Source organism: Phycisphaerales bacterium (assembly GCA_035627955.1).
GTDB lineage: Bacteria > Planctomycetota > Phycisphaerae > Phycisphaerales > UBA1924 > JAEYTB01.
In genome coordinates this window covers 451,549-475,266 of record DASPKU010000001.1, presented here as the reverse complement: position 1 = coordinate 475,266, position 23,718 = coordinate 451,549, and the positions used below count along the sequence as shown (strand labels likewise).

General features: G+C 68.1%; 23 protein-coding genes and 1 pseudogene. 13 read left to right on the top strand and 11 right to left on the bottom strand.

The genetic code is table 11. The features are described from left to right. Position 1 precedes the first annotated feature (1 nt). Genes VD997_01975 through VD997_01960 form a run of 4 tightly spaced genes read left to right on the top strand, consistent with a single transcriptional unit; the run spans position 2 to position 4,828 of the window. Entirely contained in the window at positions 2 to 1,018 is a 1,017-nt protein-coding gene (locus VD997_01975) for an ATP-binding SpoIIE family protein phosphatase (GenBank protein HYE60738.1), read from the top strand. Beyond that, entirely contained in the window at positions 1,015 to 2,778 is a 1,764-nt protein-coding gene (locus VD997_01970; GenBank protein HYE60737.1) for an ATP-binding protein, read from the top strand. Before VD997_01975 ends, VD997_01970 begins: the two co-directional genes overlap by 4 nt. Then, positions 2,775 to 4,400 (top strand): response regulator, encoded by a 1,626-nt coding sequence (locus tag VD997_01965; protein HYE60736.1) that lies wholly within the window; start codon positions 2,775 to 2,777, stop codon positions 4,398 to 4,400. Before VD997_01970 ends, VD997_01965 begins: the two co-directional genes overlap by 4 nt. Before the next feature lie 56 nt (positions 4,401 to 4,456). Continuing rightward, positions 4,457 to 4,828, top strand: a complete 372-nt coding sequence (locus VD997_01960; GenBank protein ID HYE60735.1) for a response regulator transcription factor — start codon at positions 4,457 to 4,459, stop codon at positions 4,826 to 4,828. On the opposite strand, the gene VD997_01955 is transcribed toward VD997_01960, so the two are convergent. Beyond that, positions 4,825 to 5,247 (bottom strand): response regulator transcription factor, encoded by a 423-nt coding sequence (locus tag VD997_01955; GenBank protein HYE60734.1) that lies wholly within the window; start codon positions 5,245 to 5,247, stop codon positions 4,825 to 4,827. The genes VD997_01960 and VD997_01955 overlap by 4 nt on opposite strands. A gap of 397 nt (positions 5,248 to 5,644) precedes the next feature. Between VD997_01955 and VD997_01950 the strand changes: the two genes are divergently transcribed. After that, complete coding sequence (locus VD997_01950; GenBank protein HYE60733.1) at positions 5,645 to 6,121, top strand: response regulator transcription factor; 477 nt, start codon at positions 5,645 to 5,647, stop codon at positions 6,119 to 6,121. Positions 6,122 to 6,125: 4 nt separating this feature from the next. On the opposite strand, the gene VD997_01945 is transcribed toward VD997_01950, so the two are convergent. Both VD997_01945 and VD997_01940 read right to left on the bottom strand, forming a co-directional pair. Beyond that, a complete protein-coding gene (locus VD997_01945) occupies positions 6,126 to 6,413 on the bottom strand; it encodes a hypothetical protein (protein ID HYE60732.1) in 288 nt (95 codons plus the stop codon). A 948-nt stretch (positions 6,414 to 7,361) separates the two neighbouring features. Continuing rightward, positions 7,362 to 7,679, bottom strand: coding sequence for a hypothetical protein (locus VD997_01940; protein HYE60731.1), 318 nt, complete (start codon positions 7,677 to 7,679; stop codon positions 7,362 to 7,364). 482 nt (positions 7,680 to 8,161) lie between these two features. Between VD997_01940 and VD997_01935 the strand changes: the two are divergent. Further along, positions 8,162 to 8,371 (top strand): annotated as a pseudogene (locus VD997_01935) (HAMP domain-containing sensor histidine kinase). Between the two features lie 101 nt (positions 8,372 to 8,472). Here VD997_01935 and VD997_01930 read toward each other — a convergent pair. Beyond that, the gene (locus VD997_01930) at positions 8,473 to 8,928 is read right to left on the bottom strand and encodes a response regulator transcription factor (GenBank protein ID HYE60730.1); all 456 of its coding nucleotides are present in this window, start codon (positions 8,926 to 8,928) and stop codon (positions 8,473 to 8,475) included. After that, complete coding sequence (locus VD997_01925; GenBank protein ID HYE60729.1) at positions 8,928 to 11,453, bottom strand: PAS domain S-box protein; 2,526 nt, start codon at positions 11,451 to 11,453, stop codon at positions 8,928 to 8,930. The genes VD997_01930 and VD997_01925 overlap by 1 nt, the downstream gene beginning before the upstream one ends. A 305-nt stretch (positions 11,454 to 11,758) precedes the next feature. Between VD997_01925 and VD997_01920 the strand changes: the two genes are divergently transcribed. The 3 genes from VD997_01920 (at position 11,759) to VD997_01910 (ending at position 14,799) form a co-directional block, all read left to right on the top strand. After that, positions 11,759 to 12,031 (top strand): hypothetical protein, encoded by a 273-nt coding sequence (locus tag VD997_01920; protein HYE60728.1) that lies wholly within the window; start codon positions 11,759 to 11,761, stop codon positions 12,029 to 12,031. A gap of 361 nt (positions 12,032 to 12,392) precedes the next feature. Continuing rightward, complete coding sequence (locus VD997_01915; protein ID HYE60727.1) at positions 12,393 to 13,691, top strand: galactose oxidase early set domain-containing protein; 1,299 nt, start codon at positions 12,393 to 12,395, stop codon at positions 13,689 to 13,691. Next, positions 13,600 to 14,799, top strand: coding sequence for a hypothetical protein (locus VD997_01910; protein ID HYE60726.1), 1,200 nt, complete (start codon positions 13,600 to 13,602; stop codon positions 14,797 to 14,799). The genes VD997_01915 and VD997_01910 overlap by 92 nt, the downstream gene beginning before the upstream one ends. A 29-nt stretch (positions 14,800 to 14,828) precedes the next feature. On the opposite strand, the gene VD997_01905 is transcribed toward VD997_01910, so the two are convergent. Continuing rightward, positions 14,829 to 16,118, bottom strand: coding sequence for a copper oxidase (locus tag VD997_01905; protein ID HYE60725.1), 1,290 nt, complete (start codon positions 16,116 to 16,118; stop codon positions 14,829 to 14,831). 60 nt (positions 16,119 to 16,178) lie between these two features. Here VD997_01905 and VD997_01900 point away from each other — a divergent pair, with 60 nt between their 5' ends. Next, positions 16,179 to 16,304: a hypothetical protein gene (locus VD997_01900; protein HYE60724.1), complete on the top strand. Its 126-nt coding sequence runs from the start codon at positions 16,179 to 16,181 to the stop codon at positions 16,302 to 16,304. A gap of 8 nt (positions 16,305 to 16,312) precedes the next feature. Here the strand turns inward: VD997_01900 and VD997_01895 are convergent, their stop codons facing one another. The 5 genes from VD997_01895 to VD997_01875 form a co-directional block, all read right to left on the bottom strand. Then, on the bottom strand, positions 16,313 to 17,674 hold the full coding sequence (locus tag VD997_01895; protein HYE60723.1) for a TolC family protein: 1,362 nt from the start codon (positions 17,672 to 17,674) through the stop codon (positions 16,313 to 16,315). A gap of 56 nt (positions 17,675 to 17,730) precedes the next feature. Beyond that, on the bottom strand, positions 17,731 to 17,835 hold the full coding sequence (locus VD997_01890) for a heavy metal-binding domain-containing protein (GenBank protein HYE60722.1): 105 nt from the start codon (positions 17,833 to 17,835) through the stop codon (positions 17,731 to 17,733). 257 nt (positions 17,836 to 18,092) lie between these two features. Then, entirely contained in the window at positions 18,093 to 18,926 is an 834-nt protein-coding gene (locus VD997_01885) for a hypothetical protein (protein ID HYE60721.1), read from the bottom strand. Further along, positions 18,923 to 19,276: a heavy metal-associated domain-containing protein gene (locus VD997_01880; protein HYE60720.1), complete on the bottom strand. Its 354-nt coding sequence runs from the start codon at positions 19,274 to 19,276 to the stop codon at positions 18,923 to 18,925. The genes VD997_01885 and VD997_01880 overlap by 4 nt, the downstream gene beginning before the upstream one ends. Positions 19,277 to 19,396: 120 nt before the next feature. Continuing rightward, positions 19,397 to 19,777 carry a hypothetical protein gene (locus VD997_01875; protein HYE60719.1) on the bottom strand — a complete coding sequence of 127 codons (381 nt, stop codon included), beginning with the start codon at positions 19,775 to 19,777 and terminating at the stop codon, positions 19,397 to 19,399. 264 nt (positions 19,778 to 20,041) lie between these two features. Between VD997_01875 and VD997_01870 the strand changes: the two genes are divergently transcribed. The 3 genes from VD997_01870 to VD997_01860 are packed head-to-tail and all read left to right on the top strand — an operon-like array spanning position 20,042 to position 23,192. Next, entirely contained in the window at positions 20,042 to 20,317 is a 276-nt protein-coding gene (locus tag VD997_01870; GenBank protein HYE60718.1) for a heavy-metal-associated domain-containing protein, read from the top strand. 41 nt (positions 20,318 to 20,358) lie between these two features. Further along, complete coding sequence (locus VD997_01865; protein ID HYE60717.1) at positions 20,359 to 20,721, top strand: metal-sensitive transcriptional regulator; 363 nt, start codon at positions 20,359 to 20,361, stop codon at positions 20,719 to 20,721. Between the two features lie 17 nt (positions 20,722 to 20,738). Further along, the gene (locus VD997_01860) at positions 20,739 to 23,192 is read left to right on the top strand and encodes a heavy metal translocating P-type ATPase (GenBank protein HYE60716.1); all 2,454 of its coding nucleotides are present in this window, start codon (positions 20,739 to 20,741) and stop codon (positions 23,190 to 23,192) included. Positions 23,193 to 23,718: the final 526 nt, after the last annotated feature.

The following is a 23,718-nucleotide window of genomic DNA, read 5'->3' as shown; positions in this document are numbered from 1 at the left end:
CGTGCCGCGAAGCTACGGACAGCCTGTGCAGGACCAGAGCCAGGTCGCCGAGGCGCGACGCAACGCCACCCTCATCGCGCAGCGGCACGGGCTCACCGAGGAGGCCGTGAGCGATGTGGCGATCGTCGTCACCGAGTTGGCGACCAACCTGGTCAAGCACGCGGGTGGCGGCCAGCTGCTGTTCCGCCCGCTCAGCGGGGCATCCTCGACCGACCTTGGCCTTGAGGTCCTCTCTATCGACAAGGGGCCAGGAATCGCGAACATCCCGCGCAGCCTCTCCGACGGCTACTCGACGGCGGGCACCCCCGGAAATGGCCTCGGCGCGGTGCAGCGGCAGTCGCAGGTATTCGACATCTACTCAAAGCCCGGCGAGGGCACGATCATCCTCTCCGAGGTCTGGAACGCACCCGCGCGCCTCGCGACCTCGCCGATCACCGCTCCCCGCGTCGGCGTCGTGAACCTGCCGATCAAGGGCGAGGAGCACGTCGGGGACGCATGGGCTGTGCACCACTCACGCGGCCTCACGGCCGTCCTTGTCATCGACGGCCTCGGCCATGGCCTCGCCGCCTCCGAGGCCGCGCGCGCGGGCATTGACGCCTTTGAGCAGTCCCCCCTCCGCGCCGCCGGAGAGCAGATGCAGGTCTTACACGGGGCGCTGCGCTCAACCCGCGGCGGCGCAGGCGCCGTCTGCGTTGTCGACCATGCCCGCCGCACCGTGTCCTACTGCGGAATCGGCAACATCGCCGGCGTGCTCGCCAGCGATGGCGGCGAGCGGCACATGGTCTCGCAGAGCGGAATCCTGGGCCTCGAAGCCAAGGTCCGCACCGAGTTCAACTACCCCTGGTCCGATGACGGCGTGCTCATCATGGCCTCCGACGGCGTGACCACCCGCTGGTCCGTGAGCAGCCAGCCCCAGCTGCTCCGCAAACACCCTGCACTCATCGCCGCGGCGATCTACCGCGACCACTCCCGCGGCCGCGACGACACAACGGTGGTCGTCGTCAGGAGCGGCGCATGAGCCTGCCCCTGCTCACAGTCGCCGTCCGCGACGAACGCGACGTCGTGCTCGCGCGCCAGCGCGGCCGTCAGGTCGCGGGCCTTATCGGGTTCGACCCGCAGGACCAGACCCGCATCGCCACGGCCATCTCCGAGCTCGCCCGCAACGCCTTCCGCTACGCGCGGGGCGGAAAGGTCGAGCTCTCCCTCGAGGGCAACACGCCCCCGCAGGTGCTCATGATCCGCGTATCCGACAAGGGCCCGGGCATCCGCAACCTCGAGCACGTCCTCTCGGGCAACTACCAGTCAACCACCGGTATGGGCCTGGGCCTCATCGGCACCCGCCGCATGATGGACGGCTTCGACATCCAGAGCACCACCGACGGCACCACGGTCACCCTCAAGAAGATCCTGCCCCGAACGGCTCAGCACTACGGCCCGCGCGAGGTCGCCCGCATCACCGACGACCTCGCCCGCAACCGGCCCGGCGGCGCCTTCGAGGAGGTCCAGCAGCAGAACCAGGAGTTGCTCGCCGCCCTCGATGAGCTCCAGCAGCGGCAGGAGGAGCTCCGCCGCCTCAATGGCGAGCTTGAGGACACCAACCGCGGCGTGGTCGCCCTCTACGCCGAGCTGGACGACAAGGCCGACCACCTCCGGCGAGCAGACGAGCTCAAGACCCGCTTCCTTTCCGACATGTCCCACGAGTTCCGCACGCCGCTGAACTCGATCATCGGCATTTCCCGCATCCTGCTCGCCCAAATCGACGGCCCCCTCACCGAGGAACAGTCCAAGCAGGTCACACTGATGGAGAGCTCGGCCCGCGAGCTGCTCGCCCTTGTGAATGACCTGCTCGATCTCGCCAAGGTCGAGGCCGGCAAGGTCGAGGTCCGGCCTACGACTTTTCGTGTTTCAGAGCTGTTCGGCGCCCTTCGAGGCATGCTCCGACCTCTCCTCGTCGCTGATTCCGTCCACCTCGTTTTCCAGGAAGCCGACGACCTCCCGCCGCTCTTCACTGACGAAGCCAAGATCTCGCAGATCCTCCGCAACTTCATCTCTAACGCCCTGAAGTTCACGGAGCGCGGTGAGGTCCGGGTGTGGGCGTCGCTCGACGGCGGCCCCGACGAGCCACGCGTCTCGTTCCACGTCCAGGACACCGGCATCGGCATCCCCCCGGAGCACCTGGAAACTATCTTCCAGGAGTTCACGCAGGTGGACAGCCCCCTCCAACGCAAGCACCGCGGCACCGGCCTGGGCCTTCCTCTCACACGGAAGCTCGCCGAACTGCTGGGCGGATCCGTGAGTGTCGAGAGCCAGCCGGGCCTGGGCTCCACGTTCCAGGTGACGGTCCCAACCTCGTACGAAGGCGTGCGCCCACAGCCCGACATGCCCCCCGTGGTGATCCACCGCGACCCCGCGAAGGCGCCGGTGCTCGTCATCGAGGACCTTCCCGTCGACCAGATGGTGTGCGAGAAGTACCTCCGGGGCACGGCTTTCCAAGCCGTGACGGTGCCCAACGTCAGCGAGGCCCGCCGATCACTCCGGGAGTGGAAGCCCGCGGCGATCCTGCTCGACGTGATGCTGGGTCAGGAGAACACCTGGGGGCTGCTTACCGAGATCAAGCGGGACCCCAGGCTGTCCGGCGTGCCGGTGTTCGTGGTCACGACCAATGATGACGAGGCGAAGGCTCGCATGCTGGGGGCCGACGCGTATTGCATGAAGCCCCTCCGCCGAGACTGGCTGCTCGAGCAGCTCACCGCGCACGTGGGTGGGGGTGAAGCGTGAGCACCCAGCCCGCCAAGTCCGACGTCCTGCTCCTGAACGTGGACGACCACGACGCCGGCCGTTACGCCAAGACGCGCATCCTCCGCTCCGCTGGGTTCAACGTCATCGAGGCCAACCGCGGCGAGGAAGCCCTCGCGCTGGTCCGCGACCGCAAGCCAGATGTCGTCCTGCTCGATGTCAAGCTGCCCGACATGAACGGCATCGAGGTTTGCCGCCAGATCAAGAGCAGTGCCGAGACCGCCTCAACCCTCGTCATCCAGAACTCCGCCTCCTTCGTCGGCGCTGCAGACCGCGTGCGCGGTTTGGAAGGTGGCGCCGACGCCTACCTCACCGCGCCAATCGACCCTGGCGTCCTCGTCGCCACAGTTGGCGCCATGCTCCGTCTTAGCGCCGCCGAACGCGGCCTCCGCGCCACCGAAGAGCAGCTCAAGCGGCTCGTCGAGCAGGAGCGTGCCGCCCGTGAACGCGCCGAGCGGGCCGACCGCTCCAAGGACGAGTTCGTGGCCACTCTCTCGCACGAGCTCCGCACACCTCTCACGGCGATTCTCGGGTGGATCGGCATCCTCAAGCCCAAGCCTGATGACGCCACACTGGTTGCCAAGGGTCTTGAGGTCATTGAGCGCAACGGGCGTGCACAGCTGCAGCTGGTTGAAGACCTGCTCGACATGAGCCGTATTCTCTCGGGCAAGATGCGGCTGGATGTTCAGACCGTTGACATCGTCGCCGTGATCGAGAACGCGATCGCGTCGGTTCGGCTCGCCGCGGACGCAAAGGGCATCCGGCTGGAGCGCACGCTCACGCCCCCCGTGTCGCCCATCATCGGGGACCCCACCCGTATCCAGCAGATCGTCTGGAACCTGCTCACCAATGCACTGAAGTTCACGCCCCGCGCCGGGATGATCCAGGTGCGCCTTCGGGCGGATGAGCACACCTACGAGATCAGCGTGACCGACAGCGGAGAGGGAATCGATCCCGCGTTCCTGCCATCGATATTCGACCGCTTTCGCCAGGCCGACGCCTCCACCACCCGCCGCCATGCGGGGCTTGGCATTGGGCTCTCTGTCGTGAAGAGCCTGGCCGAGCTCCACGGCGGCAGCATCCGAGCCACCAGCCCCGGCTTGGCCCAAGGCTCAACGTTCACTCTCGAACTCCCCATCAGCGCCTCGCGTCCTCCGCCTTCGCCACTAAAGGTCAGCATGCAGACCGAGCCGCGCCCGGTCCCCACCGGACCGCTGCCCAGCCTCGCCGGTGTTCAAGTGCTTGCAGTCGATGACGACCCCGACGCACGCGAAGTCATCTCTCGCATCCTCACCGAAGCGGGGGCTTCAGTCACCATGGCCTGCAGCGCCGAAGACGCTCTGGTGGCCATCCGAAGCGGGTCGCCGGGCGTGCTCGTGAGCGACATCGGGATGCCCGAGCAGGATGGTTACGCTCTCATCCGCCGTGTGCGCGCAATGGAAACCGGGTCTGGCAGGTCACTCCCGGCGATCGCCCTTACCGCGCTTGCCCGCTCTCAGGACGCCGCGGCCGCGCAGTCCGCGGGCTTTCACTCGCACGTCCCGAAGCCGATCGATGCCCCTGACCTCGTTCGGGCGGTGGCGAAGCTAGCTGGCCGCGGATGAATCTCCTTTATTGCGCACCCAAAGCAGCCCGCTCGCCTGGTGGTCTACATTCAGGCGTGCCCATCCGCGTCCTCTGCCTTGACGATAACGCCGACCTCATGGAGGTACTTCGTCTGTCCATTGATCGGACTGGCGACCTGCAGATGGTTGCCTGCATCGATTGTGCCGATCAGCTCGTGGACGAGGTGCGTCGCACCCAGCCAGACGTGGCGGTGGTCGATCTCACCATGCCCGGGAAGGAGCCGCTGGAAGCAGTACGGGAACTCTCGGACGCGTTTCCGGGCGTCAAGACGCTCGCCTACAGCGGCTACGACGACCCAGAGACGATCAATCAGGCACTCGAGGCGGGGGCATGGGCGCTGGTCTCCAAGAACCAGCCCATTGACGCGGTCCTTCGTGCGATCCGCGACGTCGCCGCCCTCTCCTAGAGGTCCATGATGGCGCGGCGGGCGGAGTCGGAGAACACCACCTCACCCCTGGCGGTCTTGTGAATCGCCTCGACCAGTTCCTCAGGCCCGACCTCCTTTCCGAGGTAGCCCCAAGCCCCAGCAGATAACGCACGCTGCACGTCGTTGGAGGTCACGTAGCCGCTCAACATCAGAATGAATGGCCGCCGGCTCGCTGCACGCAGCTTCTGGATGAACCCCGTGGTGCTCTCACCCGGGATCTTCAGGTCCAGGATCAGCACGTCGGGGTTCTGCCCCGCGAGACCTAACTCCGCCTCGGCACAGGACGCTGCCGACCCAAGCCACCGCACATCGTCGCGCGCCCGCAGAATCTTGGAGACCCAGGCTGTGGTGAGTGGGCTGTCATCGATTAGAAAAACACCCGGCACATCCGAGTTCATCTAAGTCCCTCCCAGCACAAACGTTTTAGGCGATCGGTCAACAGTGTGTCAAGTCGCAGGGCCAGTGCTTCGGAACCACGCCGAGTCACCAACTCTGGCCGAGCAGTTGGCCGCAACGGCTCATTAGAGATCGGTCGCGGGCGTTGGCGGGATGCGCTTCGTCTCCCTGCTGGAGCAACTGAGGGCATCGCGAGTTGGATCAGGGACCGGCAGGCAGAGCGAGGATTTGCGACTCTTGTTGGTGCTTGTATTCGAATAGGATTGAGAGGCGGCCCGGTTCGTGCGGGCAGCCCGGCAGCATCCCCGAGCATCACTGGCGGCTAAGCCTGCCCTCCCGGGAATCCTGAGCCCTCGGCCCTTGCCGGCGTGGTGGGCCATCAAGGAAGGGGAGCGGCTGATGGCGCAGCAGGCATCGCTCAGAGTGTTCGTGGTGGAGGATCAGGACGGCGAGCGGGCCGCGCTCACCCGGTGGGTGGCGGCGCAGACAGGATTGGAGCTGGTGGGCCAGGCAGCCGACATTGCCGCCGCGAGGAAGGGAGTGGCCGAGACGACACCGGATGTCGTGCTCTTGGACCTCATGATGGACGGGGAGCCGCCGCTCGCTTTCGCGGCGGACCTTGCCCTGGCGGGTCGGGAGAAGGATGGCGGTCGCGCGCCGCACGCGCCGGGGCTGCGCACTCATGTACTGGTGCTGAGCGGGTACGCGGATCCTGGGAATGTGCGGCAGGCTCTGTGCGCTGGAGTCACGGGTTATGTGGCGAAGGGCACCGAGCAGCCGGAGCTGCTCAGCGCCATTCAGCGGGTAGCCTGCGGAGAGGTGGTCTTCTGCAGGGTGGTGCGGGAACGGCTACTGAACGAGCTCGACGGCGCATAGTCGGTCAGCCGCGGTAGCCGCGCGCTTCTCGGTAACTCACCAGGCGGGCTACCAGCCCGGCGTGATCGATGGGGCCATCGGCGGGGACGCCCCAGCGGGCGGCGAGAGCGTCGAGTTCGTCGCGCGTAAGTCGCACCAGCACATCGCCGCAGGGCTTGAGCAGGATGTCCTGTGTGGTGGCCCAGGACAGTGGGGCCGGGTGGGGGCCGGGCAGCCCTGCGAGTTCTCCCGCCACCTGGGCGGCGCGGGCAGGGGGGAGGGCGGACAAAACGCCGTAGATTCCGGTGTGCACGAACAAACTCCCGGCCATGGCTGCGGTCCGGGGGCAGCGACGAGCCCCTCCCGACCCGCGGTGTGCGGCTCCTGTGTTAGGGCGGGCAGGTTAGCAACGTCTCTATGAAAGGTGCCTAATGAGGACGTGAAGGGGATAGCGGCAGGCAGAATGTGGCGTACAAGGGTCGGCGGCCACTTGTCGGAATGAGCGTTGTTGCTGCGCACGACTGGCGCTAGCACTCGCGCGTGACTCTGTGCGTCAACGTGCTCGGTGCGTGGGGCAGCATGCGAGCGTCGAACTGTGCTGGCCGGCTCCGGCATTTGTGAGCGCAGAGGTCGGTTTTCTGGACTACCGCATGTGCAGGCGCTGCGCCGCCCACCCGCACGGCTTCGTTCCGCGTCTCCATCGACGGCGTGCCCGCGGCTAGAGCCGGGGATCCAGAGGTCCGCGCTTGCGGATCAATGGATTGTGCGGCATTACTTGCCCTCAGAGATTGGGCAACTCGACTTCGCGGAGCAGCCGCTTGCGCGGCGTCGGTCGCGGCTTCACAGCCCCATGCGCCCCCAGACCACGGCGATTTGGTCGGCTCGCCCATGCGGGCGATGTACATGCAGTCCTACTGCCGGGCCTGGGTGACTAGAACCGTCAGCGGCGGGAGGCTCATTCCGCACAACCCCGAGTGCATCATCACCCGCTCGGGTCTTCTCCCAAGGCGTACCCCCCTTTGGCTTCACCCTCAACACCCTGCTCGCAGCCGCTGTGATCCTGACGCTCACGCAGGGCGCGGGAGCATGGCGGCGGCGGGCGCGGCGGCGGAAGGGGAAGTGCTCGTAGTGCGGCTACGACCGCGCGGGGGTTGCGGTTGATGTGGCGTGGCCGGAGTGCGGGAGGTGCGCGTAAAGGGTGTGGGCGCGGAGCGGATTCGGGCGTTTTCACTTGGGGGCGGGTGGCGCTGCCTGTCACCCTCTACGCCAGCCGCTCCAGCGCGCACAGCGCCCCCACGCGTTCCTGGGCGCTCAGCTCGGTCCAGAGCTCTTCGGCGGACATGCGGCGGGCGAGGTCGGCGAGGGTGGCGTCCTCCAGGCCGCGGGCGCGGCCCATGGCCCGCACCCGCGCGGGGTCCAGGCCGCAGAGCACCCACGCCGTGCCCATGATCTCGAAGAGGCGGTGGGGTGGCAGGGGCGGCTGGGCGCAGCGGTCCGCGATGGCCGCGGTGAGGACCTCCAGGGGGCGGAGGGGAGGGAAGTGGAGGGGCTGGGTGGGCGGATTATGGCGGGGGGGCATGCGGGTTCCCGGGGTGTGGGCGAGGTCCCGCACGGGCGACGTCGCCGGGATTGCCCAGCTTAACTGCACCGGCTCGAGAGTCGAGGGCTTTGCGGGTTCACCGTGTGGGAAAGAAGGGCGGGGGACACGGGGGTGGGCGGTTGCCGGGCGGACCGGCACAGCATCGTGCGTCCATGGGCGGCCCCAAGGCGCGCGAGCCAGCAAACCTCTCTCAAGGTCGCCCCCTTTCCGCCCGATGCCACTCCTGCAACACTGTCAGCGGCCGGGTTGCCTCGTGGGTGGTCCGGCCGTTTTCTACCTCCTCTTCATGGCCGGCGGGCGCGTGAGCGTCCGTGCAGGGGCCGCTGGCGGAACCCCCCTCCGCCGCGGCCTTTTTTGTTCGGGCTGGTGGGCCACATATGCTTCCGGCCGTGGATGAACGCCTTAACCTCCTGTTATCGATCTGGGTTTAGGCCAAGCCCGCGGGCCCCGACTCCGTCGAACTCCACGTCCGCGACGACGGCCCCGGCATGGACGCCGAAACCCTCGCCACAACCAAGCCCAAGGAACAAGCCTCCGGCCTGGGCCTCGCCCTCGTCCGCACCGCCGTCGAACGCCGGGGCGGCACCCTCACCATCGAATCCGCGCCTGGGAAAGGGTGCGCCTGCACGCTGAAGCTGCCGGTTGCTTCGATCATGCCAGCCACACGCTGACCCTTCAGACCATCACCTTCTCAGAGCCGAAGGTGATGGCACACGCCAAGGGAAGGTGATGCCACCTGGCCGCGCGTCGGCAAGACAGGGCGGTTACTCAGTCAGTGCCGCATGAGGGCCTGGACCGAGGGGCTGAAGACGAACTCGCCGTTGAGCACGCGCGTGATCGCGTCCACCAGCGCCTGGGCGCCGTCCTCTTTCGACACGTAGCCCCACGCCCCCGCGGCGATGGCGCGGTCCACCAGCGGCTTGCGGACGTGCCCGGTGAACATGACGGCACGGGTGTGCGGGGAGCGGGCCAGCGCCTCCTGCAGCGCCTCGAAGGGGTCGCGCCCGGGCATGTCGATATCCAGCAGAATGATGTCCGGGCGCTCGCCCTCGACGGCCGCGACCAGGTCGTCGGCGCTGGCCAGCCACCCCGCCCACTCAATGCCTGGCTCCAGCCCCAGGCGCGAGCGCAGGGCGTCGGCGACAATCTCGTTGTCCTCCACGCACAGCACGCGGACCCTGTTTGAGGTGGACGCGGCGGAGGGATCAAGCTGGGCGGCCGCGGCCATCATGAACCCTGGCCGGACTGGCTGGCCCGCAGGGCCTCGACGAGCGCGGACCTGACCTCGGCCGGGTTGGCCGCGGCCCCGAGCACCGCGACACCCGTCTGCGCCGACTGCGGGTCCCCGCCCATCAGCAGCACGCGCCGGCCCCTCCCCGCTACCGACCCGGCCCGGGTGGCGTCGTCGATCACCACCAGCTGCGCCCGCTGGGCGTCGTCCACCAGCACCGCGCCCTGCGCCTGGGCCTCGGCCCGTAGCACCGCGCGGCGGCGGGCGTCGCTCACGTCGATATACACCTGCACCTTCGCTTCCTCCTGCCCCGCGGGCAGCGTGAGGACGAACGCCGTCCCCTCGCCCACGCCCGAGCGGACATCCACCGTCCCGCCGGCCTCGCGCACGAGGCCGCACACCAGCGACAAACCCAAGCCCGTGGAGATGCCCCGCGTCTTGGTGGTGAAGAAGGGTTCCATGCAGCGGCGGCGGACCTCCTCGGTCATGCCAGGGCCGTCGTCGCTGACGGTGAGGTCCACCATCCCGGTGCCGCGGTCAGCTGCGCTCACACGCACGCGCCCACGCCCGCGCGGACGCAGCGCCTCGCCCGCGTTCTGCACCAGGTTGAACACCGCCTGCGCCAGGGCCGGGCGGGTCATGCTCACGCGCAGCCCATTGGGGAAGCTCCCCTCCAGCTCCACGCCGCGCGGCAGCGTGGCCTTCAGCACCGAGCACGCCGTCTTCCACCACTCGCGCAGCTCGATCGCCTCATCGCCGTGCTCGCGGCTGGGGTCCACCGCCAGCATCCGCAAACCCGCGGCCAGCTGCCGCAGGTACTCGGTGCTGCTGGCGATGGTCTCGACCTCGCCGCTGAGCTTTGCGGGCAGGCCCGACCGCCGCAGGGCCTCGACCGCCACGCCGACGGGCAGCAGCAGGTTACCGATGTCGTGCCCCAGCCCGGCGCTGAGCGTGCCCAGGGCCGCCATGCGCTCGCCCAGCCGCAGCTTCTCGTGCGTCTGCGCCAGCTCCATGGTGCGTTCCTCGACCGCCTTGGCCAGCAGCTCGCTGTGGGCCCGCAGCGTTTCCCGCGCCGCGACGATCTCGCCGATGTCCTGGAACACGTTTACCGCGCCGTCCAGATTGCCCCGGGCGTCGTACAGCGGGTCGATGTTGACGCATGCATGGATCCGCGTGCCGTCGGCACGCTCGAACTCGGGCTCCAGGTTGCGGAAGGCCTGCCCATCGCGCACCGCGAGGGCCATGGGCGTCTCCTCGGGGCGCAGGTACTGGCCGTTGTGGTAGACCTTGTAGCAGGCGCAGAACTTCATCTGGTCGCTGGGGATCTCCGGGCGGTAGCCCCAGAGCTTCTCGGCCATCTTGTTGAAGTAGATGATCCGCCCCTCGCGGTCGCAGGCGTACACCGCCGCGGGCAGCAGGTCCAGGATGGTGGCCAGCCGCTGCTGGGCCGCCCCCGCCTCCGCCCGCGCCATCACCTCGGCCGTCACGTCGCGGGTGAAGCAGCGGGTGTAGACGAACTCGCCGTTCTCTCTGAAGGTCGTGGAGTTGATCAGCACGTGCCGCACCGAGCCGTCCTTGCACCGCAGGCGGGCGGGGTGGTTGTGCAGCGTCTCTCCGTCCTTCAGCCGCCGCAGGATCTCGCGGCAGTTCTCCTGGTCGGCGTGGAACTCCCCCACCTTGTGCCCAACGTACTCCTCGCGGGCGTACCCCAGCATCTCGAGCTCGGCGCGGTTGGCCCACAGGATGGTCCCGTCCGCCCCCACGCGGTGCATGCCCTCGTTGGCGTTCTCGATGAAGTCGGACAGCTCGCGCTCGCGCATCCGCAGCTCGGCCTCGACCGCCCGGCGGGCCGAGATCTCCCCCTTGAGGGCCGCGGCCTGCTGCTGCAGCTGGGCCACCAGGCGGGCCTGCTCCTGCGGGGTCTTGGCGTTGGTGAAGCTCTCGCCGGGGATGACGTGCGTGTGCCCGGCGCAGACGTGCCCGAAGTGCTCGGCGTGCTCGGGGAGGGCGCAGTCGTTGAGCGGGTAGCCGCAGAAGAGGCAGAAGGCCAGCTCTTCGCCGAGCCGGTTCCAGTGCTGCTCCAGCTGCACCGCGGCCGCGCGGTTGCCCTCTTTCCACAGGATTGCCACCATCTCGCCGAAGGCGCGCACCAGGCGCCGGCTCTTGTCGGGGGCCGTGCCCACCTGGGCCACGACCGGCCCGATGACCGCGCGGAACCGGGCGTAGTCGGGTTCCCCGTTCACCATGAAATTGGCCAGGGTCTCGGCCGCGTCCAGCACCACGTAACGGCCCACCGCCATCGGCGTGGCGGTGTCCACCCCCGATGCGGCGAGGTGCTCGGCCAGCTGGGCGCGGTGCTCGGGGGTGGCGATGACCACCGCCCCGTCACCCCTGGTGAGGCCCCCGGCGATGAACCCGGCCATCGCCTCCAGGAGGCAGGCGTCGCTCTCATAAAACTGCACGAAGTGGTCGCGCTCCGGGACCGTCGCCCAGCGGCTATCAGTGACTGCGGCCTGACTCATGGGCGGCGCTCCCTCTTCGTTCCGTGCGCGTGCAAGGACAAACACTGCCCCGGCGGGGAACGCGTGGCTCGCCGGACAACGGCGCCGCGCGGGCCTGGCTGGGATTGGTATAGATTAGGAACGAGCATCCCCTAAGCAGATGAAAGCCCGCTTAAGGACAAGGCCGACCCGGGTCTGCGTATCCCCCGCCGAATTCCTCGTTCCCCCTTGGTCACATCCCGCCCCAGACCACCCCGCCAGCGTCCATTGATCCCCTTTTCAGCATGCCCGGCCTACAAGGGCAGTCATGGAGCGCGCAACCCCCCTTGCACGAGCCATGGCCCGCGTCCACCCCGACCGCGCCGAGCTGGTCGCCTGGGTCGTCGTCGTCTGCCCCGGCAGCGAGGACCCGCAAACCTGGTCACGCACCCGCCTGCGGCGTCTCCGCCCCTATCCCAATCGAAGAAGCCCTCCGCCTGCTCGACGACAGCGAGCTCCTCGTGCTCGCCGAGTGCTACGGCCTCGCCCCTCCATCGCACGCGACACGCGCCGACCTGATCTCCCTCCTCTCGGCCGTCTGCGCGGGGCGTCATCACTAAGCCTGCGCCGCCGCTGCGCCCAAGCCTCGCACCAGCATGTCGGAGACCCAACACCTCCGCATGCTGGTTCCTTGTTTTACCCTGATCTTCATGGGGCCGCGGTACGGTGCGGCGTGGTGTTCGCAGCGTGGAGAAAGGTCCCGGTGCGCCCGTGGGTGCTCCTGCCGGCGGCGGTGTGGCTCGCCTGTGCCGCCGGGTGCGGCGGTTTCCAGCCCCGCGGGGGTGGGGGTGAGGCCACCGAAGCCGAGCGCGTCGTGAGCGACGCCGAGACCGGCGCGGGCGGTGAGCGCGTCTCCGCCGCTGAGCTTGACGAGCTCACGCGCGCCTTCGCCGACCGCTACGTGGGCCTGCTGGCCTCCGCGTGCGACGAGGTCAAGGCCGCGGAGCCCGACCCGCCCGCCGTCGGGCCGCGACCACGCTGCTGGTGGACGCCGCGGGCAACATCTACGACATCGCCAGCAACGCCGACGCCTTCACCCGCCTGCTGGACATGGTGGTGGTCACGCGCCTGCTCAGCCTGGTGTGGGTGGAGGACGGGCACGCCCGCGCCGTCTTCGGTGAGCGGGCTGCCCCGCTCGAAGACGCCATGCGGCACGCCCCCGACGAATCGCAGACCCTCGCCGGGCGCTTGCTGACGCTCCGGCAGCTGGCCACCCTCGAGGGGCTCATCCAGGAGTGGCGGCGCGAGAACCACGGCATGACGCGGGCCTCCTTCGTGCGCTTCTCCAACTTCGCGGTGGGGCGAGGGCGCTCCGCGGCGTCCGAGGTGCTCGAGGCCCGGGAGCTCTTCCGTCAGGTGGGGGCCGCGGGGCAGGCCGATACGGGCACCTCGAACCCCGGCGTACCGCACACGTTGGGCGTGGTGAAGTGGAGCGACCTGTACGACCCCGAGGGCGGTCCGGGCGGTAGCTGGCGGCGGGTAGCCGACATGAACTGGTTCCGCGAGTACCACGCGGTCACGCTGCTCATCCCAGATGGGCGGGTGATCACCACGGGGGGCACCCGTATCAAGTTCCAGGTCGGGCCGACGAGCGCCGACATCGAGGGCTTCGTGCCGCCCTACCTCTTCCGAGGGGTTCGACCTCAGATCACGTCCATCTGGGCGACGCGCCTGGAGCGCGGACGTGGGGTCACCATGAACATCGCGCCCGCGACCACCCTCACCAGCGCTGTGCTCGTCAGCACGGGCACACACACCCACTGGGTCGATACCGGCACGCAACGGCGGGTCGTGCTCCCCGTTAACCAGAACGGACCTACGGCTGAGATTGACATCCCGCAGGACCCCAACCTCGTCCCCGCCGGGTACTACATGCGGTTCGCCATGGTGGACGACATCCCATCGGTCGCGCGCATCGTGCAGGTGGTCACCGGGTGCAGCCAGGACTTCAACGGCGACACCGACTTCGGCACTGATCAGGACATCGAGGCGTTCTTCGCCTGCCTGGGCTGGAACTGCTGCCCTACATGCCTGACTGCCGACTTCAACGGCGACGGCGATGTGGGGACCGATCAGGACATCGAGAGCTTCTTCAGGGTCCTCGGGGGAGCCCCTGCTAAGGTCAGGCATGCACCGCACCAGCATCGTCACGGCACTGATCGTCGGTTGCCTCCTTTCACCAGCGGCATTCGCCCAGACGCCTGCAACCGCGCCGATTGAGGTTGTGCGCCTCCCCACGGGCGGCTTACAGCCCCGCTGCCTGGCGGACGCCGCGGGGACTGTTCACGTCGTGTACTTCAAGGGCGATCCGGGCGCTGGCGACCTCTGGTATGGGACCCTGAGGCCCGGGCAGGGTGAGCTCACGACGCCCATCCGCGTCAGCTCACAGGAGCACAGCGCGGTCGCCGTAGGGACCATCCGTGGACCTCAGCTGGCCCTCGGGCGCGGGGGCCGCGTGCATGTTGCCTGGAACGGGTCGTCGAAGGCAGAGCCCAAGGGCCCCAAGGCTCCGAGCGGGTCCGGGAGTGCCCCGATGCTCTACGCGCGTCTCAACGACGCCGGCACCGCGTTCGAGCCGCAGCGATGCGTCGCTGCCTCATCGACCGCTCTTGACGGGGGCGGCTGCGTGGCGGCCGACCAGGAGGGGCGGGTGTTCGTGGGCTGGCACGCGGCACAGCCCTCCGGCCCCGGTAAAGAGGCGGACCGGCAGTTCTGGGTCGCGAGTTCAACCGATGACGGCCGGACCTTCGCGCCGGAGGTCGCGGTCAGCCCCAAGGAGCTGGGGGCCTGCGCCTGCTGCGGCACGGCCGGGTTCGCCGACAGCTCCGGGCGCGTTCACTTCCTCTTCCGGGCGGCCAAGGACAATGAGCACCGCGACATGCAGTGGCTGCACTCGGCTGACCATGGCGCGGCGTTCAGCGCCGAACCGCTCCAGGCGTGGAAAGCCAACCAGTGCCCCATGTCTTCCGCCTCGATCAGTCAAGCAGGAGACGGGCAGGTTGTCCTCGCATGGGAGACACAGGGCCAAGTCGCCTTTGCGCGGGCGGACCCTCAGGCCGGCAAGGTCGGCAAGACCATCAGCCCGGAGGGGGCGCCCAAGAACCGCAAGCACCCCGCTGTTGCGGTAGACCCAAACGGGCGCGTGTTGCTCGCCTGGGCCGAGGGGACTGGGTGGAACAAGGGCGGGGATGTGTGCTGGCAGGTTTTCGAGAAGAACGGCACCCCCGTTGCGGCCCAAAGGGGCCAACGCGAGGGAGCCGAGGGGCTTCAAACCTGGAATGCTTCCGCGGCCGCCTTCAGCAACGGCAGGTGGGTCGTCATCTATTGAGACACCGGTCACAAGTCGGGCGGGTGTGATCAATGGCCGTGGTGATGGCCGGAGGGCGGTGGCTCTTTGGGGGCTGCCTGCGGTGGCGGGCTGACGCGGCGTGCCGCCGGCCTCGGGGCGGTGCTCGCGTCGTCCCTGATCCCGTCCCGGCGTAGCTCCTCGGGCGTCGCGGCGACCGACTGCGTCCCCGGCGGGTTCTCGTACCAGCCCGGGTCCTCATAGCCGTTGGGCAGTGACTCGCGGACCTTGAGGATCGTGAACATACCGCCCATGGTGATGGTGTCGTGGGGCCCGGCCCCGCCGACCATGGGGATGCTGTTTGGGGGCACCTTCATGCCCATCTCCGCCATGTCGCCCATGCCCGCCTGGCCCATGGTCATGTACCCGGGCAGCAGCGGCCGCACCTTCTCGTCGAGACCGGCCGCGTCAACGCCCACCATGTTCGGGACGCCATGCCCCATCTGGTTCATGACGTGGTGCGTCATGTGGCAGTGCAGGGCCCAGTCGCCGGGGTTGTCGGCGGTGAACTCGATGGTCCGCGTGCTGCCGACCGGCACGATAACGGCCGTCTCGGGCCAGCGGCCCGCTTCAGGGATGACCCCGCCGTCTGTCTCGGTCACATCGAAGTAGTAGCCGTGCAGGTGGATCGGGTGGTGGCTCATGGGGCTGAGGTTCCCCAGGCGGATGCGCACCCGTTCTCCGAGCTTGGCAACCAGCGGTTCTGTGCCCGGGAATGACCTCCCGTTCATTGTGAGCACGTTGAAGTCGGTCATCTCGTTCGGGTCGGGGCGGCTGGCGCCCACGGGGATGAACCACTCATGCAGCAGGATCGCGAAGTCACGGTCGGGGCGAGGGCCCTGCTGCCGCCGGGGGTGGATCACGAACAGCCCGGTCATCCCGAGCCCGATCTGCGTCATCTCGTCGTGGTGCGAGTGGTACATCAGCGTGCCGTGCTGGCGGAGGGTGAACTCGTACCGGAACGTCTCCCCGGGCATGATCGCCTTCTGGGAGAGGCCGCCCACGCCGTCCATGCCGCTGGGGAGCAGCACGCCATGCCAGTGCACCGTTGTCGGCGCCTTGAGCCTGTTGGTGACGTAGATGCGGACATGGTCCCCATCTACGGCCTCGATCACTGGCCCGTGCACCGAGCCGTTGTACCCCCAGCAGCGGGCCACGAGACCCGGCGCAAACTCGTGATCGACCTCCTCGGCCACAAGGTGGAACACCTTCACGCCGTCCACGACCTTGTACGGGAGCGTCCAACCGTTGGGGACGATGACCGGTGTGTAGTCCTTCCCCGGCTCGCCCGGGGGCTGCACCGCGTTCTGCGCCGGTACGTTGTCACGGGCTGGGTTTGTTTCGCCAGGCTGAGCAGGGCCGTGCTGCTGGTGCTGATGTACCTGGGCCGAAGCCCGCGCCGCGAGGAAGGCACCACCGGCGAGAGCGGCCCCGCCAAGAAGGGTCCTGCGAGTGAGCCCGGGAGCATGCGCGTCATGCGGCTGTGAGGCGTTCATCAGTGCCCTCCTGCGCCGCTGCCGGCGCCGGTTGTGGTGCGTCCCGAGGTGCTCGACGATGCCGATGAGAGAGTGGTGGGTGATCCCGCGATGGCCCGCTGAACGCCCGCGCGAGCCGTCCAGTAGTCTCGCAGGGCCTCGATCGACGCCGCGGCCGCGTTGATCTGGTCCCGCTTGGCCTGGAGGAGCTGGAACCCCGAAACCTGCATCGCGTTGAACTGGAGCTGCGCGTGATTCACGATGCGCTCGTGAAGGGGCAGGATGACGGTCTGGTGCTGGAGCACGCGAGCCCGGGCTGATTGCAGCGCCGCCTCGGCCGCCCGGGCGGAGGCCCGGAGCCGGACCGCGGCGGCGTAGTAGCGCTGAACCGCCTGCCGCAAACGGGCGCCGCCCTCACCTGCCGCCGCACCCCCGAAGTCGAAGATTGGGATGGGGACACTGAATGACGGCCCGACGGACCAGTGGCCCTCGATCTCCCTTTCGGCGGCGACTCCCACCTCCGATTCGTTGAGCCAGGCGAGAGGGCGAGCGAGCCGAGCACCCACGGCGGCCTGCTCCACCAGAGCCCGCGCCTCCGCGAGCTCGAGGCTCTCCGCCACCGCGCGCCGCTCCAAGCCTTCCAAGTCGCTGTCGGATGCCGGCGGCTGTGGGAGACGGGAGGCCGCTGTCCAACCAAGGTCCGCGCCCCAAACGCCCATGAGGGCGTTAAGCCGCTCGCGTGCCTGAACCGCGTTCGCCGCGGCCGTCTCGAGGTCGAGCTTGGCCTGCTCGTGGAGGGCTCGCTCGCTGAGTAGGTCGAGCTCGCGCGTGTTGCCCGCATCGAAGAGTCGCTGGGCGAGTTCGGCGGACGCGGCGGTTGCCTGCTCAATCGTCCCCCGGAGACCCTTCACCTCCTCCGCTGCTTGCCACTCATAGAACGCGGCCCTGGTCTCGAAGGCGGTGTCCACCGCCGCGCGGGTGACCCGTACCTTGGCAGCCTCGAACGCCGCCCCTGCCCGCGACTTCCGCAGCGACATCGTGAGCAGCGACAGGAACTCCTGCGACACATCGAGGTCCATGCCGGTGCCGCCCCCCTCGGTGTCGAACCGCAGCGTCCCGCTGAACACGGGGTTCTGGAGCAGCCCGGCGCGGACGAGGTCGGCCTGCGCGATGTCCAAGTCCTCATAGATGGCCTGAAGCTCACGGTTATTGAGGAGGGCGACCTGGACTGCGGAATCGGCCGTGAGCTCCTTGCCCAGGAGTTCAGAGACCGCAGCCCTGGCCTGCTGGTCCTCGCCAGTACCGCGGTCCCACGCCACGCGGGCCTCGGTGCGTGACTCGATCCCTCGCGAGACCTCGTCGAAGCCGAGCCCGGGTGTCATTCGGGCGCAGCCAACGAGCCCGCCAGCCGAGAGGAGAATGCCAGCGATGTGAGCTCTCACTTGGGGGTCTCCGGCGGCACTGGCTGATTGATCTTCATCCCGCACTCGGGGCAGCGGTCCTCGGGGTTGCGGCTGGTGACCTTGGAGTGCATCGGGCACATGTACAAGGTCCCCGCTTGTGGCTCAGCGGCGGACGTGGGAGGGTGCGCCTGCTTATGGGCTGCGTGGTCATGGGTTGTGGAGGGTGGGGTTGCCGCTGGACGTTGCCGTTGTGTATCGACGTGCCCGCCCGCATCCGGGTTCGCCGGGTGGTCAGCTGAGGTCGCGATGGCGCCGTGGTTGGAGCAGCCGGCGAGCAGGTGAATGGCAGTAAGGGAGAGGATCCGTGTCATGGTGGTCCTTTCGCGTGGGCAGAGTGTCAGAAAAGGAAGCGGAACCCGAGCGTGAGCACGAAGTCAGTCTCGGGCCGCTGGTCTACGTCCTGGATCACGGGCAAGCCAACGCTCGCCTCCAGCGCGAACGTGCGGGCCTCGTAGAGGATCCCGGGGCCGATGAGCACCTCGTTGTCGCCCCCCGTCTCGTAGAGGCCATTGAGCTCGAACGTGAGGTAGGTCGCGGCCGTGGTGTCCGCCGAGTATTGCTCCGGCGCCAGCCGGAACAGGTACGCGGTGTCGTACCGCAGGGCGTCGTCGGGGCCGTCGCCCGGGCGCATGTTGAACTCATCGCCACCCGTGTTGAACTTGTACTGGAGGGACTGGTTGATCCCGTGCCTCCCCAGGATGGCCGTGAACACGGTCCCGACGAAGGGGTCGAGCGAGTGGCTCGATAGGTCCCCCGTGCCGGTCGGCAGCTCCGCGCCGCCGAAAAACGCGACCCGCACCGAGTCCACCGGGCTCAGGTCCCACTGGAGTGGGCGCCACTTCAGTGAGAGCGAGGAGTCGAAGGTGCCGAACCGGTCCTCGTCGCCCATGTGCCCCTCCTCCCACGAGGCGACCACGGGCACGGTGACGGTCGCGGAGAGCTCGCGTGAGACGCCATAGGTCAGCGCCGTGGTGGCGACGACCTCCTCAATCTCGCGGTCATGCGGCGATGGATCGTCACCCAGACGCATGTACTGGAGCTTCTCGCGCACGTACCACTTGCCCTGGCTGGGCTGCGTGGCCGCGGGGGTGTTTGTCGCCTCCTGGGCGAGCGCGACGGCCGGGAGGAGGCCCAGCGCGAGCGCAGCGGCTGTCAGGGTGGGGCGTCTCATGGGATGCGCACCTCGGCAAGGGTGAACCCGCTCTTGTACACGGCGTCCTCAAGCTGCTTGCGTGTCACGCTCGCGCCGGGCACGAACGTCACCTTCACCTGCCCCGTGCCCATGTCCACCGAGGCATCCGCCACGCCGGGAACCTCGAGGAGCTGCTTGTCCACGTTGGTGGCGCACAGCGGGCAGCTCATGCCGTGCACAATCAGGGTGGCCGAAGCGGCGTCCAGCGGTCCGGCACTGGACTGTGCCACCTGCCCCGGACGGGCCTCGACGGCGCGGCTGGCGCAGCCCGCCAAACCCAGGATGGAGAGAACGACCGAGACAGACGCGAGACGAAGAAACAGACTCATCGCGGGACCTTTCGATTGGAGGTTGAGCATTCAGCGTGGGCACTGGTCGCGGCGGGGCGCGAAGGGCCACACACCAGTCAGAATTTGGGATTAGAGCGGGAGGGCAGGGTTACCTGCCTGCTACACGACGAGCGCGCAGTGCTGGCGCAACAGGGAAGTCGGCGGCATCGGCGGAGCCACCGCGGCCACACTGGGAGGGCTGAACTCTGCCGGGGCAAGTACCCGCATGTACGCCGGTGGCCAGGTCAGCACCTGGAGGAGGACCGGGAGCTCGGGCGTGAACTGATCGACCTGCGGGCCCACGTACGACGCCCGCTTGCTGCACGCGCAGGAACCGTCGTGCTTGCATGGCTTGCCGGACTGCTTGTCTTCACTCTGGCAGCAGGCGCGCTCTGTGCGCTTGGAGCAGCAGGCGGAGGCTACCTCGGCCGCCCCCGCCGTCCTGCACATGCAGAGCGGCATCCAGCACGCCAGGGTGACCGCGAGCAAGAGTCTCAACATGACGGAGGCGAGTGCCATCGGTGACTCTCAAGAGGCTAGCACACTTCGGGAGGTCCCGCGGGTCCAGATGGGAGCCCCCGGGGGGTATATCGGACGGAGAGAGCATACCCCGTCATTCGAATCGGTCAACTGCCGCCACCGAGAACTCACGAAGTCGCCGCCTTGGGCCCTTATTTTGTGCATCCGTCTGGATTGTGGGGACGGATCATTGGACGATATACCCTGTGGGGGTATACTCAACAGGCCAATTCAAAGGAGCCAATCATGTCCACCCTCTCCCAGTCAGCCACCCGAACCCTGACCATCGACGGAATGACCTGCGGCCACTGCGTGTCCCGGGTTACACGCACCCTGTCCGGGATCCCCGGCCTGACCGTTGTTGATGTCCAGGTGGGCAGTGCCACGGTCCGCGCGGCCTCGGAAGACGCCCTCAAGCAGGCAGTCGATGAGCTAGCGAGCGTCGGGTACAAGGCAGCCGTCGCACCGGAAAATGAAACGAAGCCGGCGCGGTCGTGCGGGACCGGCTGCTGCTGCAACTGACTCTCAGACGCCTCCACTCAGCCACAACCCGGAGCACAACCATGCCCTCCAAGAACGATTCGACTCCGAGCCCCGCCTGCGGGTGCCACTCTGATCCAGCCGCGCCCGGTGAGCGGCTCGCTCACGCCGTTGATGCAGACCTGAAGGCAGCCAACACCCTGCGCCTGAAGCGCGCCGAGGGTCAGGTGCGCGGCATCGCCCGGATGATCGAGCAGGATCGATACTGCGCGGACATCATCACACAGATCACGGCGGTGCAGGAGTCACTGCGTGTCGTCGCCAAGAACCTGCTCAAGAACCACATGAAGCACTGCGCCTCCGCGGCCCTCACCTCCGGCGACGCGAAAGCCCAGACCGAGATGATCGACGAGCTGACCGACCTCATGTCGAAGATCGCCAGGTAACACCAACCGAGCAAGCCATGAACCACAACCACGGACATCACGCCGCGTCCACGGCGGGCGCTCCTCCTGCGCCCACCCACGATCACCATCACGGCCACAAGGGGGCTGAGGCGGCCGTCGCCGCTCCGGCCGTTCAACGCCTGGACCTCCCAGTCAGCGGGATGTCCTGCGCTTCCTGCGCCAACATGATCGAGAGGGCGCTCGCGAAGGCCCCCGGAGTCTCCGGCGCCAACGTGAACTTTGCGACCAAGACGGCCACGGTCCACTATGACGCAGCGGCGACCTCGCCCGCGAAGCTGGTGGAGACCGTCCGAGATGTCGGGTACGAGGCGAAGCTCCCCTCCCCCAGGCGACCCGCCGCTGGCGCGAATGTCGCCCACAGCTCCCATCACGACCACTCGCACCACGGCACCGGCGGGGACGAGCACGCTGAGCACATGCACGTCAACGCCGACGAGCAGCGCACCCTGCTCTGGAAGGTCATCGTCGGCACTGTTCTCTCCATCCCGGTCCTGGTGATCGCGATGTCGCACGGGGCTATCGAGGCGCTCAACAAGCCCTGGATCAACTGGCTCCAGCTCGCCCTGACCACCCCCGTAATGTTTTGGTGCGGTGCTCAGTTCTTCCGCAGCGCATGGAAGGGCCTCAAACACTTCCGCGCCAACATGGACAGCTTGGTCGCGATGGGCACCGGGGCCGCGTACCTCTACTCCGTCGCCGCCACCATCTGGCCCGGGTTCTTCGCGGCGGCACAGGTCAATGACGGGATGCAACACGGCGCGCCCATGGTGCCCGTGTACTACGAGGCGGCCGCCGCCATCATCGTTCTCATCCTCGTCGGCAAGCTGCTCGAGGCCAAGGCTACTGGACGTACCGGCGCGGCCATACAGCGGCTCCTTGGCCTCCAAGCGAGAACGGCCCGCGTGATCCGCGCTGGGGTCGAGCAGGACATCCCCGTCGAGCAGGTGCTTGTCGGTGACGCGGTGATCGTCCGCCCGGGCGAGAAGATCCCGGTGGATGGCCGCATCGAGAATGGCTCCACCTCCGTGGACGAGTCCATGCTCACCGGCGAAAGCGTGCCCGTCGAGAAGCACGCCGGCGACCCCGTCTTCGGAGCGACCATCAACGGGACGGGCGCCATCCGGTTCACCGCCACCAAGGTCGGCGAGGATACCGCCCTCCAGCAGATCGTCCGGCTCGTGCAGGAGGCCCAGGGCAGCAAGGCACCGATCGCCCGCCTGGCCGACCGCATCAGCGGCGTGTTCACCCCGGCAGTGCTGGTGATCGCGGCGGTCACATTCGTGGTGTGGTTCGCGATTTCGCCGCCCGAGATCCGCCTGAACATGGCCCTGCTCACCTCTGTGTCGGTCCTCATCATCGCCTGCCCGTGCGCCCTCGGGTTGGCGACGCCGACCGCGATAATGGTGGGCACGGGCCGCGGTGCCGAGCACGGGATCCTCATCAAGGGTGGCGAAGCGCTCGAGACCGCCCACAAGCTCTCTGCAATCATCCTCGACAAGACCGGCACCATCACCCGCGGCAAGCCCGCGCTGACCGATGTCCGAGTGTTGCCCGGGTTCGACGAGCCCAGCTTCCTGCGTCTGGTCGCCTCCGCCGAACGCCGCAGCGAGCACCCTCTTGCGGACGCGATTGTGCGCGGGACAGCTGAACGAGGGATCCAGCTGTCGGAGCCGTCGTCGTTCAACGCGGTGGTCGGCCACGGCATCGAGGCCACGGTCGATGGGCACAGCGTGCTCGCGGGCAAGCGACAGCTCCTTGCTCAGCGCGGAATCGACACGGCCCCGCTGGAACCGATCGCAAAGGAGCTCGCGGCCGCCGGCAAGACCCCCATGTACGCGGCCATCGACGGCAAGGCCGCGGGGCTCGTCGCAGTCGCCGACCCCATCAAGCCGAGTTCACGAGCCGCGATAGCCCGCCTTCAAGGCATGGGCCTGCGAGTCGCGATGATCACCGGCGACAACGCCCACACCGCCGGGGCGGTCGCTGCTCAGGTCGGCCTCCCTCCCGAGCTCGTTTTCGCGGAGGTCCTTCCCGAGCACAAGGCCGAGCACGTCCGCAAGCTGCAATCGCAGGGCCTCGCGGTTGGGATGGTGGGTGACGGCATCAACGACGCCCCCGCCCTCGCCCAGGCCGACGTGGGCCTGGCCATGGGCACCGGCACCGACGTGGCGATCGAGGCCGCGGACATCACCATCCTCAGCGGCGACCTCAATGCCATCCCCGAATCCATCGCCCTCTCCCGGGCCACCATGCGGACCATCCGCCAGAACCTCTTCTGGGCCTTCATCTACAACGTCGTGGGCATCCCGATTGCCGCGGGCGTGCTCTACCCGGCGACCGGATGGCTTCTCAGCCCGATCATCGCCAGCGGGGCAATGGCATTCTCGAGCGTGTCGGTGGTGCTGAACAGCCTGCGGCTGCGTCGAACGCCGCTCGGAACCGGCTCCTAATCACCGCGAGTTTCGAACAGGTCGGAAAATCAGGGAATCAAACGGGCTCGAGATTGCGGCGCAGACTCTGGCGCACACACGGGTCGGGACCGGCTCAACTTGGGCTCCGGGCTCCTCGAATCGATACTGATCCATCTCTTCTCGAAGCGCCGGTAAACTGGAACCCGATTCGAGGCGACACCCGGGAACGCTGTGTGAAGTGTAGGAAAATGGCGTACAGCGATCGAGCAGCGGAAGTGAGACGATGCCGTGCAACCATGCGGAATGGTTGCCCGTGCACGAGGTGGGCGGTCTGGGGAGACTCGCTCGGTCGGTGTGCCTCGCATGGGGGCCGAAGGCCCGCGGGATGGTCTGGGCCGCAGTGCCGGACAAACTGCCCGTCATGCACCTGCGCGGCCTACGAGTGGCCCCACAGGCCAGGGGGCGGGCTGTGCCGCTGGCCCGATCCTCCGGAATGGAGGTGCACGGTCCCTCCAGGCACACATGCCTGGCCCCGGCCCCGATCTGACACCAGCGCGGGCGCCCT